The 14,235-nt window shown below is 69.8% G+C and carries 14 protein-coding genes, 1 tRNA gene and 2 pseudogenes; 9 read left to right on the top strand and 8 right to left on the bottom strand.

Annotation, left to right across the window (positions count from 1 at the left end; genetic code table 11):
* Positions 1-113 precede the first annotated feature (113 nt).
* From ABCR94_RS06175 to ABCR94_RS06195, 5 genes and pseudogenes are all read left to right on the top strand, one after another.
* Positions 114-704, top strand: a complete 591-nt coding sequence (locus tag ABCR94_RS06175; protein WP_347118018.1) for a lytic polysaccharide monooxygenase auxiliary activity family 9 protein — start codon at positions 114-116, stop codon at positions 702-704.
* 26 nt (positions 705-730) lie between these two features.
* Entirely contained in the window at positions 731-2,404 is a 1,674-nt protein-coding gene (locus ABCR94_RS06180) for an AMP-binding protein (RefSeq protein WP_347118019.1), read from the top strand.
* Positions 2,405-2,598: 194 nt separating this feature from the next.
* Positions 2,599-3,510 carry an SGNH/GDSL hydrolase family protein gene (locus ABCR94_RS06185; RefSeq protein WP_347118020.1) on the top strand — a complete coding sequence of 304 codons (912 nt, stop codon included), beginning with the start codon at positions 2,599-2,601 and terminating at the stop codon, positions 3,508-3,510.
* 162 nt (positions 3,511-3,672) lie between these two features.
* Positions 3,673-3,789 (top strand): annotated as a pseudogene (locus tag ABCR94_RS06190) (hypothetical protein); the annotation flags it as partial.
* A 29-nt stretch (positions 3,790-3,818) separates the two neighbouring features.
* A pseudogene (locus ABCR94_RS06195) lies at positions 3,819-3,980 on the top strand (DNA-binding response regulator); the annotation flags it as partial.
* A 168-nt stretch (positions 3,981-4,148) separates the two neighbouring features.
* Here the strand turns inward: ABCR94_RS06195 and ABCR94_RS06200 are convergent.
* The 6 genes from ABCR94_RS06200 to ehuB all read right to left on the bottom strand — a co-directional run bounded on the left by ABCR94_RS06200 (position 4,149) and on the right by ehuB (position 8,341).
* Positions 4,149-4,222: transfer RNA gene (locus ABCR94_RS06200), tRNA-Lys, on the bottom strand.
* A gap of 56 nt (positions 4,223-4,278) precedes the next feature.
* On the bottom strand, positions 4,279-5,037 hold the full coding sequence (locus tag ABCR94_RS06205) for an IclR family transcriptional regulator (protein WP_347118021.1): 759 nt from the start codon (positions 5,035-5,037) through the stop codon (positions 4,279-4,281).
* 170 nt (positions 5,038-5,207) lie between these two features.
* Positions 5,208-6,032: an ectoine/hydroxyectoine ABC transporter ATP-binding protein EhuA gene (ehuA, locus tag ABCR94_RS06210; RefSeq protein ID WP_347118022.1), complete on the bottom strand. Its 825-nt coding sequence runs from the start codon at positions 6,030-6,032 to the stop codon at positions 5,208-5,210.
* Entirely contained in the window at positions 6,022-6,672 is a 651-nt protein-coding gene (ehuD, locus tag ABCR94_RS06215; protein WP_347118024.1) for an ectoine/hydroxyectoine ABC transporter permease subunit EhuD, read from the bottom strand. The genes ehuA and ehuD overlap by 11 nt, the downstream gene beginning before the upstream one ends.
* The gene (gene ehuC / locus ABCR94_RS06220) at positions 6,672-7,412 is read right to left on the bottom strand and encodes an ectoine/hydroxyectoine ABC transporter permease subunit EhuC (protein ID WP_347118025.1); all 741 of its coding nucleotides are present in this window, start codon (positions 7,410-7,412) and stop codon (positions 6,672-6,674) included. Before ehuC ends, ehuD begins: the two co-directional genes overlap by 1 nt.
* Positions 7,409-8,341 carry an ectoine/hydroxyectoine ABC transporter substrate-binding protein EhuB gene (gene ehuB, locus ABCR94_RS06225; RefSeq protein WP_347118026.1) on the bottom strand — a complete coding sequence of 311 codons (933 nt, stop codon included), beginning with the start codon at positions 8,339-8,341 and terminating at the stop codon, positions 7,409-7,411. Before ehuB ends, ehuC begins: the two co-directional genes overlap by 4 nt.
* 151 nt (positions 8,342-8,492) lie before the next feature.
* Here ehuB and ABCR94_RS06230 point away from each other — a divergent pair, with 151 nt between their 5' ends.
* Positions 8,493-9,005, top strand: coding sequence for a DUF3830 family protein (locus tag ABCR94_RS06230; RefSeq protein ID WP_347118027.1), 513 nt, complete (start codon positions 8,493-8,495; stop codon positions 9,003-9,005).
* Here ABCR94_RS06230 and ABCR94_RS06235 read toward each other — a convergent pair.
* Together ABCR94_RS06235 and ABCR94_RS06240 are read right to left on the bottom strand one after the other, a co-directional pair.
* Positions 8,980-10,389, bottom strand: a complete 1,410-nt coding sequence (locus tag ABCR94_RS06235) for an amidase (protein WP_347118028.1) — start codon at positions 10,387-10,389, stop codon at positions 8,980-8,982. The two genes, ABCR94_RS06230 and ABCR94_RS06235, sit on opposite strands and share 26 nt — an antisense overlap.
* Positions 10,382-11,332, bottom strand: coding sequence for a D-2-hydroxyacid dehydrogenase (locus tag ABCR94_RS06240; protein ID WP_347118029.1), 951 nt, complete (start codon positions 11,330-11,332; stop codon positions 10,382-10,384). The genes ABCR94_RS06235 and ABCR94_RS06240 overlap by 8 nt, the downstream gene beginning before the upstream one ends.
* Positions 11,333-11,430: 98 nt before the next feature.
* Between ABCR94_RS06240 and ABCR94_RS06245 the strand changes: the two genes are divergently transcribed.
* The 3 genes from ABCR94_RS06245 (at position 11,431) to ABCR94_RS06255 (ending at position 14,181) form a co-directional block, all read left to right on the top strand.
* Positions 11,431-12,258: a maleate cis-trans isomerase family protein gene (locus ABCR94_RS06245; protein ID WP_347118478.1), complete on the top strand. Its 828-nt coding sequence runs from the start codon at positions 11,431-11,433 to the stop codon at positions 12,256-12,258.
* Complete coding sequence (locus tag ABCR94_RS06250) at positions 12,255-12,974, top strand: maleate cis-trans isomerase family protein (RefSeq protein WP_347118031.1); 720 nt, start codon at positions 12,255-12,257, stop codon at positions 12,972-12,974. The genes ABCR94_RS06245 and ABCR94_RS06250 overlap by 4 nt, the downstream gene beginning before the upstream one ends.
* Before the next feature lie 130 nt (positions 12,975-13,104).
* The gene (locus tag ABCR94_RS06255) at positions 13,105-14,181 is read left to right on the top strand and encodes an LLM class flavin-dependent oxidoreductase (RefSeq protein ID WP_347118032.1); all 1,077 of its coding nucleotides are present in this window, start codon (positions 13,105-13,107) and stop codon (positions 14,179-14,181) included.
* The last annotated feature ends 54 nt before the right edge of the window (positions 14,182-14,235 follow it).

Consider the following 14,235-nt stretch of genomic DNA (forward strand, 5'->3'; position numbering starts at 1 on the left):
GCGCAATGGTCTAGACATAGTCAAGTCCCGTTAATACATTGACACTTGGTCTAGACCGCACAACATGCGCGCAGCACAGCTCACGGAACTGCCCCCACGTTCAGGAGCCCAGCATGCGAATCAAGATAGGTGCGGCCGTGGTCGGCCTCGCGGTAGCCGGTGTGTCCTTCCTCGCTACCGGCAGCGCAACCAGCCATGGCTACACCGATTCACCCATCAGCCGGCAGAAGCTCTGCGCCAACGGCACAGTGACCGGCTGCGGCAACATCCAATGGGAACCGCAGAGTGTCGAGGGCCCCAAGGGCTTCCCCGGCGCCGGACCCGCCGACGGCAAGATCTGCTCCGGCGGAAACGGTACGTTCGCCCAGCTCGACGACCCGCGCAATGGAGCCTGGCCCGCCACCAAGCTCACCGCCGGTCAGGGCTACGGCTTCCGCTGGCAGTTCACCGCCCGTCACGCGACGAGCGACTTCCGCTACTACATCACCAAGAACGGATGGGACTCCAGTAAGCCGCTCACCCGCGCGGCCCTGGAGTCACAGCCGTTCATGACCGTGCCGTACGGGAACCAGCAGCCGCCGGCCACGCTGACCCACCAGGGCACGGTCCCCACCCAGAAGAGCGGGCGCCACATCATCCTGGCCGTCTGGAACGTCGCGGACACGACCAACGCCTTCTACGCGTGCTCGGACGTTCAGTTCTGACGGAGTGTCAACTATGGTGCGGCGCCATGGAGAGCGCAGGCACCGTCGCGGAGCTCGTACAGCGCCAATGGGGCGACCACCGGCCGGGGTTGAGGTTCGAGGACCTCACCCTCAGCCACCACCTGGTGGCCGCCGGCGCTGCCGCGCGGGCCGCGCTCCTCGTGGAGCTGCTGCCACGGGACGCCGAGCCGCACGTCGCCGTGCTGCTCGACAACACCCCTGAATTCCCGCTGTGGTTGAGCGCGGCGGCCCTTGCCGGGGCCGCCGTCGCCGGCATCAATCCCACCCGACGCGGCGCCGAACTGGCCCGCGACATCCTGCACACCGACTGCCGGGTACTGGTCACCGAGCAGGCCCACCTGCCGCTGCTCGACGGCCTCGACCTGCCCGGGTTACGGATCCTGGTCACCGGCACCGAGGCGTACGCGCAACTGCTCGCCCCGTACGCCGACGCCAAGCCCGGCGAGGCCACCCTCGGGCGCTCCGGCTCCGTCGGCCCGTCCGCCCGGCTGCTGCTCTACTTCACGTCCGGCTCGACCGGCGCGCCCAAGGCGGCGATCTGCACCCAGGGGCGACTCGCGGCGGTGGGACACTCGCTCGTCGCCCACTTCGGGGTGCGCCGGGAGGACGTCCACTACATCTGCATGCCCATGTTCCACGGCAACGCGGTGATCGCGGACTGGGCCCCGGCCCTCGCGGGCGGCGCGGGCGTCGCCCTGCGGCGGCGCTTCTCCGCGTCCCGGTTCCTGGACGACGTACGGGAGTACGGCGCGACGTACTTCACCTATGTCGGGCGGGCCGTCCAGTATCTGCTCGCCACACCCGAGCGGCCCGACGACCGGGACAACCCGCTGCGGACCGGCTTCGGGACGGAGGCGGGCGCGGTCGACGCGGCCCGGTTCACCGAGCGTTTCGGAGCGCGGCTAGTCGAGGGCTACGGCTCCTCCGAGGGCGGCGCCGCGATCCAGCGCACCGCCGACACCCCGCCGGGCGCGATCGGCCGGGCGGCGCCCGGGGACGACCTGGCGGTGGTCGACCCGGAGACGGGCCGGGAGCGACCGCCCGGGGTGTTCGACGCGAACGGACTACTCGTCAACGGGACAGCGGCGATAGGGGAGTTGGTCAACCGTGGCCCCAACCCCTTCGAGGGTTACTGGCGCAACGAGTCCGCCGAGGCGGACCGCAGGCGCGGCGGCTGGTACTGGACCGGTGACCTCTTCTTCCGCGACACCGGCGGCTTCCTGCACTTCGCGGGCCGCACCGACGACCGGCTGCGCGTCGACAGCGAGAACCTCGCCGCCGCGATGATCGAGAGCATCCTCGCGCGCTGGCAGGACGCGGCGGGCGCCGCGGTCTACGCGGTGCCGGACCCGGTGGCGGGCGACCAGGTGATGGCGACGCTGGCGTTGCGCGAGGGCGCGGTGTTCTCGGCGGTGGCTTTCCGCCGATTCCTGTCCTCCCAGGCGGACTTGGGGACGAAGATGACACCGCGCTTCGTACGTGTCGTACCGCGGATGCCGGTGACGGCGACGAACAAGGTCCACCGGGTCGCGCTGCGCCGCGAGGGCTTTCGCTGCGAGGACCCGGTGTGGTGGGCGCCGCACGGCGGCGGCGACTACCGGCTGCTGACCGGGGACGACGTGGCAGGGCTGTTGGCGGAGTACCGGGCGCAGGGGCGCGAGGCGGAGCTGACGCGGTGACGGGTGGGGCGGGCATGGGTTGCTCGCGCGGATGCGGGCGGGCCGCGCACTGACGGGCGATTGTGCGGCGCACGCGGGTGAATCCGCCGGGAATGTGGTGCGGGCGGTGCCCGGGCGGTGACTGGCTTTCTGTTGATCACCCTTTCTTCCTTTGCTGCTCACTCCTCATTTCTTCCGCCGCCCGGAGGTATCCCTTGAAGCCACGCCGTCGCCTGCTCGTCGCTCTCGCCACCGCCAGCGCGCTGACCGCCGCCGCGATGCCCGCGCACGCCGACAGCGCGAAACCTCGCTTCAGCGAGTACGTCGCCCTGGGCGACTCCTGGTCAGCCGACGTCACCGTCCTGAACGTCGCGACCGAGCACGCTCCGGTGGGCTGCGCCCAGAGCACCTGGAACTACCCCAAGCAGGTCGCCGAGAAGCTCGGCGTCACCACCTTCCGGGACGCCACCTGCGGCGCGGCGACCACCGTGCACCTCACCGCGTCGCAGGACGTCAACCGCGTTCCGGTGCTGGCCGACGGCGTGAACGACCCGCAGTTCGACCGGCTGACGCCCACCACCGACCTGGTCACCATGGGCATGGGCGGCAACGACGTCGGGCTCGCAGCGGCGATCGGTGACTGCGTCAGCCTGCTGCCCACGCCGCTCGCCAAGCCCTGCCGGGCGGCTTGGGAGTCCGGCGGCAAGGACCTCATGTCGGAGCGGATCGTCGCGGCGCAGCCGAAGATCGTGGCGGCGGTCGATGGCATCAAGCGGCGCTCACCCGGGGCGACCGTCCTGGTGGTGGACTATCTGGCCGGTATCTCGCCCGACCGCGGCTGCTTTCCCTATGTGCAGATGCTGGACACGGACCTGCGGTGGTTCGGAGCGCGGCTGGTGGAACTGAACGCGATGCTCGGGCGGGCGGCGCGGGAGTCCGGGGCGGGCTTCGTCGATACGTACAGCGCGAGTGTCGGACACGATGTGTGCCGGGCGCCGGGGGTCAAGTGGGTGGAGGGCCTGATCCCGGTGACGACGAACCCGCCGGGGCTCGCGGTCCCGTTCCACCCGAACAAGCTCGGAGCGGATCACCAGGCGCGGGCGGTGCTGGCGGCGGTGGGGAGTTAGGGGGGCAAGCCCCGCGCAGCGGCCCACCACCCCGGCACCCCCTGGCAGGCCCTGACCAGCCCCGGCTACCTCCGCTCCGGCTGGCCCTGGCGCTCCGCCGCGTACCTGTTCGGCAGTGTGCTCACCGGACTCCCGGCGCTGCTCGTCCTGCTCGTGCTCGGCGTGTTCTCGCTGGCGCTCGTCGGGCTGCCGTTGCTGCTGCTCGCGGGGCTGCCGCTGGCCGCCGTCGAGCGGCGTCGGCTGCTGCTCGTCGACCGGGAGCCGGCCGCCGACCCGCACCGCACCCCCGCCGAGCCCGGCCTCGGCGCCTGGGCGCGGCTGCGGCTGCGGGAACAGGCGCGCTGCACACGGCCGTCGCCGAGCACGACCCGGACATCGTGGTCACCGATGTCCGGATGCCGCCGGGCTTCCAGGACGAGGGCCTGCGCGCCGCCGTCGCGCTGCGCGCCGAACGCCCTTCGCTGCCCGTCCGACCTGCCGCCGGCCGCCGAGACTCACCGCAGGGTTCTCGCTGTGCTCGCCTATCTGCGGGCGTAAGGCCGACGCGAAGGGCGGGCACGCCGGCCCTGGGCCGGGCACCACCCGCCGGGGGCGGGCATGCGAAAGGCCCCACGCTCTCGCATGGGGCCTTTCGTCGGTGCGCCGTCAGGGACTCGAACCCCGGACCCGCTGATTAAGAGTCAGCTGCTCTAACCAACTGAGCTAACGGCGCGCGACTCTTAAATAGTACCTGGTCCGCAGAGGTGGTTTCGACCGCCTTCGGCCGCCTCAGAGCGCCAGCGAGAGGACCATGGGCGCCGCCCTGCGGTTGAGGGCGTCCGCCGCCGCCCGCAGCCGGTGGGCGTGCTCGACCGGCAGGGACAGGGCCAGGCAGCCCACCGTGGAGCCGGCCGTCAGCGGCACGGCCGCGCAGACCGTACCCAACGCGTACTCCTGGAGGTCGAGCATCGGCACCGTCGCGGGCTGGCTGTCCAGGGTGGAGAACAGCACGCGCTCGTTGGTGATCGTCTTGGAGGTGAGCCGGGCCGTCTTGTGCCGGGAGAGGTGGTCGCGGCGGCCGTTCTGATCGAGCTGGGTCAGCAGGCATTTGCCGATCGCGCTGGCGTGCGCCGCGGACCTGAAGTCCACCCACTCGTTCACGGCGGGGGTCAGCGGGCCGTCGGCGACCTCGGTGACCCGGATCTCGCCGTCGATGTAGCGGCTGATGTAGACCGCCGCGCCCACCGAGTCGCGGAGGTGGTCGAGGGTCTGCTGGAGCTTGGCCTGGAGCGCCTCGCGGCGGGTGGCGCCCGAGCCGAGCAGCACCAGTGAGTCGCCGACTATGTACGCGCCGCCGGTGACCTGCTCGACGTACCCCTCGCGGTGGAGCATCAGCAGCAGGGACGACAGGTGGACGGTGGGGAGCCCGGTCTCACGGGCGATCTGCGCGTCGGTGACGCCGCCCCCGTGCTTGGAGACGGCCTCCAGGACACGCAGGGCGTACTGCACCGAGTGGAACGGCGCGGTGGACTCCGGCTTCAGCGCCACGGTTTCCCCCTAGCAGGTTGTGACCGCTTGCATCCCGTCCACGATAGCCGCCAAGGCACGCCTCAGGGGCCGGTGTTGACAAGATTGGTGGCGCGCCCCATGCCCGTAAGCTGGGGCGCGCCACCCTGGCATATGCCAGGGGCAGAGTTACCGGCCAGTGTACGGGGGGATCAGAGCACCGCGCTCAGGAACTCGCGGGTGCGCTCGTGGTCCGGGTCGCTGAAGATTTTCTCCGGCGGTCCCGACTCGATGACGCGGCCCGCGTCGAACATCAGCACGTCGTCCGAGATGTCCCGGGCGAAACTCATCTCGTGGGTGACACACAGCATCGTGATGTCGGTGGTGCGGGCGATGTCCCGCAGCACGTCGAGCACCCCGGTCACCAGCTCGGGGTCGAGCGCCGACGTGACCTCGTCGAGGAGCAGCACCTGCGGGCGCATGGCGAGCGCGCGGGCGATGGCCACGCGCTGCTGCTGACCGCCGGAGAGCTGGGAGGGGTACGAGTCGCAGCGGTTCCCGATCCCGACCAGGTCGAGCAGCCCCTTCGCCCGCTCCACGGCCTCGTCCTCGGACAGCCCCAGGACGTGCACCGGAGCCTCGGTGATGTTGCGCAGGACCTTCATGTTGGGGAAGAGGTTGAACTGCTGGAACACCATGCCGATGTTCTTACGGACCTCCCGCACATGCTTCTCGCCGGCCGGCACGAGCTTGCCGGCCTTCTCCTCGTGCGTGAGGTACTCGCCACCGACCTTGATGTGGCCCTCGTCCGGCTTCAGCAGCGTCATCAGCAGCCGCAGGATCGTGGTCTTGCCCGAGCCTGACGGGCCGATCAGGGTCACGTGCTTGCCGGAGGAGACCGTGAAGTCCAGCGAGTCCAGCACCGTGTTGGTGCCGAAGCGCTTGGTGACCTTGTCGAAGCGGATCAGCTCACTGCCGTCCGCCGCGGGGTTGGCCGTCTCTTTCGACGTGTTCGGGGGATTGCTGTCAGCGGACAAGGCGACGCTCCAGTGCTCGCATGAGAAGGGATGCCGGGTAGGAGATGACGATGAAGGCGACACCGACGACGGTGAAGACCTCGACCGTCAGGAAGGTCTCGGAGGCGAACTGGCGCGCCTCACCGAGCATTTCCATCACTCCGATCACAAAGATCATCGGAGTGTCCTTGAGCATCGAGATGACGTAGTTGCCCAGCGCCGGGATGACGCGCTGGATTGCCTGCGGCAGGATGACCGCGCCCCAGGTGCGGATGCGCGGCAGGCTGAGCGCGGTGGCCGCCTCCCACTGCCCGGCGGGGACGCCGTCGATGCCGGCCCGGTAGACCTCGGCGGTGTACGTCGAGTAGTGCAGGCCGAGGCCGATGACGCCGGTGACCATCGCGCTGAGCGTGATGCCCCACTCCGGCAGGACGTAGTAGAGGAAGAACAGCTGCACCAGCAGCGGGGTGTTGCGCACGAACTCGGTGAGGATGTTCACCGGCCAGCGCACCACCGCCAGGCTGGAGCGCTGCGCCATCGCCCACACCAGGCCGAGCGTGAACGCGACGAGCGCGCCCAGCACCAGGGCCTGCAGGGTGACGAGCAGACCGTCGAAGAACCTCGGCATGAAATCGCCGACCGCGGACCAGTCCCACGCCATCAGGCGTCACCTCCCGCGCTGATCGAGACCTCGTTCTGACGGCGGATGCCGAGCTTGCGGGTGAGGCCGCCGGTCTTCTCGGGCCGCTGGCCGATGCCGGCTTTCGCCTGGCGCTCCAGGGCCCGCATGCCGCGGGTAAGGACGAAGGCGAGCACGAAGTACATGACCAGGATGATCGTGTAGACGGGCGCACTCTGGCCGGTCGCGTTGCGCACCAGCGAGGCGGCGAAGGCGATGTCGCCGACACCCATGATCGAGACCAGGGCGGTGCCCTTGAGCAGCTCGATCAGGAGGTTGTTGAAGGGCGGGATCATCTCGGGCCAGGCCTGCGGCAGGATGATCTTCCGCAGCTGCTGCGCGGGGCTAAAGCTCAGCGCGACCCCGGCCTCGCGCTGAGCGGGCGCCACCGCGTTGATGGCGCCGCGCACGACCTCGGAGCCGTACGCGCCGTAGGTGAGCCCCAGGGCCAGTACGGCCGCCCACATCGGTACGAGCTGCCAGCCGAAGCCCAGCGGCAGCACGAAGAAGATCCAGAACATCAGAATCAGCGCGGACGTACCGCGGAAAATTTCGAAGTAGACACCGGACAGGAACCGCACGATCCACAGCCGGTGGGCGCGGGCGAGACCGATGAAGAAGGCCACCGCGGCGGCGAGAGCGGCGCTGAAAACGGTCAGTTGGACCGTGATCCATACGCCTTTGAACAGGAGTTCCCACAAACCAGCGCTGATTTCGCTCATGGCTTGCACTTCTCCTTGGCCGTGATGGTCGTCATCTGGTCCTTCCCGAATCCGAAGGGCCGCATGATCTCCAGCAGTTCACCGCTTCTCTTCAGCTTGTGCAGCTCACGGTTGAACGCGTCGCGGAGGTTGGTCTCCGGGGTGCGGAACGCGAACGCGCCGACGTCGATGACGGGCTTGCCGTCGACGAGGGGCGTGACCTCGTCGGTCGCCTCGGCCTTCGTCGTCTCGGTCTCCTCCACGACATTGCGCACGGTGACCGCCGTGCCGACGAACACGTCGACGCGGCCCTGCTCGACGGCCAGCAGGCCCGCGAGCTGGTCGGGCAGGGTCGTCACGTTCTTGACCCCCGCCTCTTCGGCGTACGCGATCTCCGCGTAGCCCGCACCGGTCGCCATCTTGGCTCCGGACCTGGCGATGTCCTTGTAGGTGTGCAGGTTCTTCGGGTTCCCCTTGCGCACGAGGAACGCATCGAGCATCTGGTACTCGGGATCGGCGAAAATCACCTGCTCGCAACGCTCGGGATTGATGTACATCCCGGCGGCGACCACATCGAACTGCAGCGAATTCAAGCCGGTGATCAATGAGGCGAACTCGGTCGCGAACGGTTGTACGTTCTCGACCCCGAGCTCCTTGAAGATGCGCTTGGCGATGGTCGGGGCGGAGCCCGTCATCTCGCCGTCCTTGCCGATGTAGCTGTAGGGCTGCTCGCCCGCGAGCCCCAGCCGCACGGTCTTCTTCGCGCGCAGCTGGTCCAGCAGCGTTCCCCCGTCCCCGATGTCGGCGGTGGCCACCCGGCTGCACGCGCTCGTCGCGCCCATGGCGCCGACGGCGCCGAGCGCCGCGGCTCCTGCGAGCAGCGAGCGGCGGCGTAGCCCGCTTCCTGTGCTTCCTGTGCTTCTTGGATTGTTCCCCTGTGGTGGAGCCATGGGCGCGCTACTACCCGAGTCGGGAAAAGGTATGCCGATCATTTCCGGCCCCGACCTGTCGTTATGGGGACACAACGGCACGTACCCGATGAGGTGTTGCGTCGCTGTCGAGGTGCCCTAACGTGCAGGAACAGGACTGTGAGGAGAGCGCATGAACGACCGCTTCATCGAAGTCTCGCTCGACAAGCGCGGTGTGCGCTGCACCGCGAAACTCCTCGACGACCGCGCGCCGCTGACCTGCGCGGCAGTGTGGGAGGCGCTCCCGCTGGGCGGCGACGTCTACCACGCGAAGTACGCGCGCAACGAGATCTACGCCCTGGTGGCGCCCTTCGCCGCGCAGGAACCGCCCCTGGAGAACCCGACCGTCACCCCGATCCCCGGCGACCTCTGCTACTTCGCCTTCTCCGACACCCAGCTGGGCACCGCGTCGCACGGCTACGGACCGAAGGCCGCCCTCAAGGACGGCCAGGGCGTCGTCGACCTGGCGCTCTTCTACGAACGCAACAATCTGCTGCTCAACGGCGATACGGGCTGGGTCCCCGGCATCGTCTGGGGCACCGTCGTCGACGGCCTCGACCGGATGGCCGAGGCCTGCCAGGACCTCTGGCGCTCGGGGGCGCTGGGCGAGACCCTCAGCTTCAGGCGGGCCGGCGAATCTCCGTGACCCCGCTCCCGTAAAGCGCGTGCGCCGCGCGCAGCACCAGCGCGTCCCGGTGGCGCGCGGCCACCAGCTGCACCCCGATCGGCAGCCCGTCCACGTCCGTGCCGCAGGGCACGGTGGCGGCGGGCTGCTGGGTCAGATTGAAGGGGTACGTGAACGGGGTCCACCCCGTCCACCGCCGGTGCCCCGACCCCCTCGGCACCTCGACGCCCGCCTCGAAGGCGGTGATCGGCAGGGTCGGGGTGACCAGCAGGTCGTACGTCGAGTGGAAGCGGCCCATGCGCCGGCCAAGATCCATCCGGGCGTCGACGGCCGCGAGGTAGTCCAGCGCGCTGAGCCGGGCCCCCGCCTCGCACACCTCGCGCAGCCCCGGGTCGAGGAGCTCCCGCTGCTCGGGGCCGAAGTGCTGCACCAGCCGGGCGGCGCCGCTGAACCACAGCGTGTGGAAAGCCTCCACGGGGTCGGCGCCGTGCTCGATTCCCAGGGCCGGGTCGGCCTCCTCGACGTACGCCCCGAGATCGGCCAGCTTCTCCACGGCCCGCCGCACCGCCGCCGCGACCTCGGGCCGCACCGCCACCTGCACGCCGAACGACGCCGAGTACGCCACCCGCAGCCCCTTGACGCCGCCCTCCAGCGCCCCGCTGAGACTCTCGCCGGGGCCCAGCTGCGACCAGTCGCGCCAGTCCGCGCCGCTGATGACGTCCATCAGCAGCGCCGCGTCCGCCGCGTCCCTGGTCATCGGGCCCGCGTGCGCGAGCGTGCCGAAGGGGCTCGACGGGTAGAGCGGCACCCGCCCGTACGTCGGCTTCAGCGCGAAGATGCCGCAGAACGAAGCCGGGATGCGCACCGAGCCGCCGCCGTCCGTGCCGAGCGAGAGCGGGCCCGCGCCGAGCGCCACGGCCGCCGCGCTGCCGCCGCTGGAGCCGCCCGCCGTGCGCGCGGGGGCGTACGGATTGCGGGTCACACCGGTCAGCGGAGAGTCGGTGACACCCTTCCAGCCGAACTCGGGCGTGGTCGTTTTGCCGAGGAGGACCGCGCCGTGCTCGCGCAGCCTGGCCACCGCGGGCGCGTCCTCCTCCCACGGGCCCTGGGCGCGTACGGTCCTGGAACCCCGCAGGGTCGGGCCGCCGCGCATCAGGAAGATGTCCTTCACCGAAACGGGCACCCCGTCGAGCAGCCCCTGCGGCTCCTTCGCGCGCCAACGCCCGGCGGCTGCCTCCGCCTGCGCCAAGGCCTCCTCGGCGTCCACTCGGACGAATGCGTTGACCAGCGGCTCGACGGCCTCGATCCGCTCCAGCGCGGCGCGGGTCGCGTCGACGGGGGTGAACTCGCCCTTCTCGTAACCTGCCAGGAGTTGGCGGGCGGTCAATGCGCTCAGTTCAGTCATGTGTGGGGACGTACCCACGTTTCTTGTCGACCACGTTCGGCAGGGGGCTGCCGGCCGCCCACAACTCGTACAGCTCAATGAATTGCGTGCCCAACCGGTCGCGCCAGCCGACGATGTCGCCGCTCATGTGCGGGGAGACGATCAGGCCGGGAACATCCCACAGTGAGCTCTGCGGCGGCAGTGGTTCACTGCTGAAGACATCCAGCGCCGCGCCCGCGATCCACCGCTTCGTCAGCGCCGCGACGAGGTCGTCCTCGACGACGAGCTGCCCGCGCCCCACATTGATGAAACGGGCCGACGGCTGCATGGCGTCGAAGACCGCCGCATTGAACATGCCGCGGGTGGAGTCCGTCAGCGGCGCGGCGCACACCACCCAGTCGGCGCGTGCGAGCAGGGCGGGTAGCTCGTCGGTGCCGTGCACGCCGGGGCGTGCGGTGCGCCCCACCAGCGCGGTGATGATCCCGAGCGCCCCCAGTAGCCGGGCACTCTCCCGGCCGATCGGCCCGGACCCCACGACCACCGCGCGACTGCCCGCCACCCGCACGGTCTCGCGATGCCGCCAGCGCCTCTGACGTTGGAGTTCCTGGCTGCCGGGGAAGTCCTTGGCCATGGCCAGGACCAGCCCCGCCACGTACTCCGCGATGGGCAGATCGAAGATCCCCCGGGCGTTGGTCACCACGGTGTCGGAGGCCACCAGTTCGGGGCACAGGAGATGGTCGACACCTGCGCTGGCGGTGTGCACCCAGCGTGGCCTGGGGCCGTCCCCGGGCCAGGCGCGACACACCGCATTCGAAGTGAAGTCCCAGACCAGAAGCACGTCTGCCAGGGGTAGTTGACTCGCGAGCGTCCGCTCGTCACCGTGCAGGATGTGGGCCCGTCCGGCCAATCGGCCGAGACGTGGTGGTGGATCGGCGTCTAGGACAAGAAGAGTTGCTTCAGACATGGAGTGGAAACCGTTTCGCAACGTCTGAGATGTACGGATTGACCACGCTCGCACCAGAAACTAACGTCGTCAATACCCGCACCTCCCTGGGGGTCGCATTGGACATCTCTTTCCTGGGCGGACCGAGGCCACAACGTGGAGTAGGCGTTGTGGCCCCTTTCGACTTCGCACTCGACCGGGAATTGTGGCGCTGGACTCCGGACGGGGTTTCGCTGCATCTCACCCGTACCCCCTTCGTGCCCGTCGAGGTCAGTCTTGACCTCGCCAGGTTGGTCAGCGAACACGAGACGCTGCGCGACGCGGTACGGGCCCTGATCGCGGTTGCCCCCGAAGTCGTCGCCTACGCCTGCACCTCGGGAAGTTTCGTCGGCGGGGTCGCCGGGGAGCGTGCCATGTGCGAGGCCATGTCTCAGGCCGGGGAACTCCCCTCGGTCACCACATCGGGAGCGTTGCTCGACGCACTCGGAGAGATCGGTGCCCGGCGTATCGCGCTGGTCACGCCCTACACGGAATCGGTGACCAGCTCCCTGGAGGAGTACCTGGCGGAGGCCGGAATCGCGGTGACGGGACGGGCATTTCTCGGCCTTACCCGGCATATCTGGAAAGTCCCCTACCGGGACGTGGTGGACATGGCGCGACAGGCGGTGGTGGGAGCCGCCGACTGTCTGTTCATCAGCTGCACCAATCTGCCGACGTACGACGTGATTTCTCAGCTGGAGGCGGAGCTGCGCATGCCGGTGATTTCCGCAAATCAGGTCACCATGTGGTCCGCGCTGCGGCAGATCGGTTCGCGTGCCGTCGGCCCGTACCAGCAACTGCTGTTCGAACGCACGGCGCCGGTCGAAGCAGAGCCGAAGGAGCAGCCCCGCGCGCAATCACCGGTGCAGGCGCAGGGGCAGCCAGAAGGACAGGAAGGGTGGGCATGACAGCGGTCGGATTTCTCTATCCGGGACACTCCGCGGAGGACGATTACCCGCGCATCGAAACGCTTCTCGACAGCGATGTGAGACTGCCCCTGGTCCACACCGACATCGGCGAGGACGCACATCGGCTCGACGCCCTCCTTGAGATGGGTTCGGCGCCCCGTCTCGCGGCGGGGGTCGAGGAGTTGCGGCTCGCGGGCGCGGAGGCGGTGGTCTGGGCCTGCACGAGCGGGAGCTTCGTCCTCGGCTGGGACGGTGCGCACGAACAGGTGCGCACACTGGCGCTGACGGCGGGCCTGCCGGCGTCCAGTACGTCTTTCGCCTTCGCCCACGCGGTACGGGAGTTGGGCGCGACCAGGGTCGCGATCGCCGCGACCTATCCGCAGGACGTGGCGGCGTACTTCACCGACTTCCTCAAGTCCTCGGACATCGAGGTGGTCGCGGCGCACGGCAGCGGCATCATCACGGCCGCCGAGGTGGGCACCTGGGGCCGGGACGAGGTACTGGCCCTGGCCCGCGCGGGCGACCATCCGGACGCGGAGGTGGTACTGCTGCCCGACACCGCGCTGCACACCGCCGAGCACCTCCCGGAGCTGGAGGAGGTGCTCGGCAAACCGGTCCTCACCGCGAACCAGGTGACGGTGTGGGAAGGGCTGCGGCTGGTGGAGCGGCGGGTGCGGGGACCGAAACTCGGCACGCTGTTCTCCCGGCGGCCCTGAGGTCCATCCGGAGTCCACCCGGAGTCCATCCGGATGCTCATCCAGATCCCATCCGGAAAGGAAGGGAATAACCGGAGAGCCCCTCCTGTTCTGTCTGGTGTTGTACGTACCGAACTAGGAGGGGCCAGCGGTGAACGCGATTCGAGGCACGGCGAGCGGAAGCGCGCCCGTACCCCTGTCCGTACTCGATCTCGCGACGGTCGGCAGTGGTCACACGGCGACCGAGGCGCTGCGCACCAGCGTCGACATCGCCAAGCTCGCGGAAAGCCGCGGGTTCTATCGCTACTGGGTCGCCGAGCATCACTCGATGCCCGGCGTCGCCAGCTCGTCCCCGGCGGTGATCCTGGCCCACCTCGCCGCCCACACCGAGCGCATCAGGCTCGGCTCGGGCGGTGTCATGCTGCCCAATCACGCGCCGCTGGTCATCGCCGAGCAGTTCGGCACGCTGGAGGCGTTCGCGCCCGGCCGCATCGACCTGGGTCTCGGCCGTGCGCCCGGCACGGACGGCGGGACGGCGGCGGCGCTGCGGCGCAGCGACCGGCTGCGCGAGGGCGCGGACGACTTCCCGCAGCAGCTCGCCGAGCTGACCCGGTTCCTGGACGACGACTTCCCCGACGGCCACCCGTACTCCCGCATCCACGCGGTGCCCGGACCCGTTCAGGGCCCGAAGGGACGCCCGTCGGTGTGGCTGCTCGGCTCCTCCGGCTTCAGCGCGCGCCTGGCCGGGTCGCTCGGCCTGCCGTTCGCCTTCGCCCACCACTTCTCGGCGCAGAACACGATCCCGGCGCTCGACCTCTACCGCGAATCCTTCCGCCCCTCGGCCGACCTGGACGCCCCGTACGCCGTCATCGGCGTCTCGGCGCTGGCGACCGAGGACAAGAAGGAGGCCCGCCGCCAGGTCCTCACCGGAGCCCTGTCGATGCTCCGGCTGCGCACCGGCAACCCGGGGCTGATTCCCACCCCGGAGGAGGCGGAGGCGTACGAATTCAACGCGATGGAGCGGGACTTCGTCGACAGCTGGCTGGCCAACGTCATCCATGGCACGCCGGACGAGGTACGGACGGGGCTCGACGACCTGACGAAGCGGACGGGCGCGGACGAGCTGATGATCACGGCGAACGCGCACGGCGGCGGGGCGCGGCTGCGGAGCTATGAGCTGATCGCGGACGCGTATGGGTTGCCGGTGGGTGCGGGGGGTCGGGGCTGAGCTGGTCTCTCCCCTACCCGCCCCTTCCCGCTGTGACATTTTGCGGCTGCCGCC

The sequence above is a fragment of the Streptomyces changchenzhani genome (assembly GCF_039766235.1).
Taxonomy (GTDB): Bacteria; Actinomycetota; Actinomycetes; order Streptomycetales; family Streptomycetaceae; genus Streptomyces.

Bases quoted from the DNA above. Each gene is read 5' to 3' on its own strand.
- ABCR94_RS06230 (WP_347118027.1), top strand. From the start codon at position 8,493: ATGAACGACCGCTTCATCGAAGTCTCGCTCGACAAGCGCGGTGTGCGC.
- ABCR94_RS06250 (WP_347118031.1), top strand. From the start codon at position 12,255: ATGACAGCGGTCGGATTTCTCTATCCGGGACACTCCGCGGAGGACGAT.
- ABCR94_RS06175 (WP_347118018.1), top strand. From the start codon at position 114: ATGCGAATCAAGATAGGTGCGGCCGTGGTCGGCCTCGCGGTAGCCGGT.
- ehuD (WP_347118024.1), bottom strand. From the start codon at position 6,672: ATGGCGTGGGACTGGTCCGCGGTCGGCGATTTCATGCCGAGGTTCTTC.
- ABCR94_RS06180 (WP_347118019.1), top strand. From the start codon at position 731: ATGGAGAGCGCAGGCACCGTCGCGGAGCTCGTACAGCGCCAATGGGGC.
- ehuC (WP_347118025.1), bottom strand. From the start codon at position 7,412: ATGAGCGAAATCAGCGCTGGTTTGTGGGAACTCCTGTTCAAAGGCGTA.
- ABCR94_RS06235 (WP_347118028.1), bottom strand. From the start codon at position 10,389: ATGACTGAACTGAGCGCATTGACCGCCCGCCAACTCCTGGCAGGTTAC.
- ABCR94_RS06240 (WP_347118029.1), bottom strand. From the start codon at position 11,332: ATGTCTGAAGCAACTCTTCTTGTCCTAGACGCCGATCCACCACCACGT.
- ehuB (WP_347118026.1), bottom strand. From the start codon at position 8,341: ATGGCTCCACCACAGGGGAACAATCCAAGAAGCACAGGAAGCACAGGA.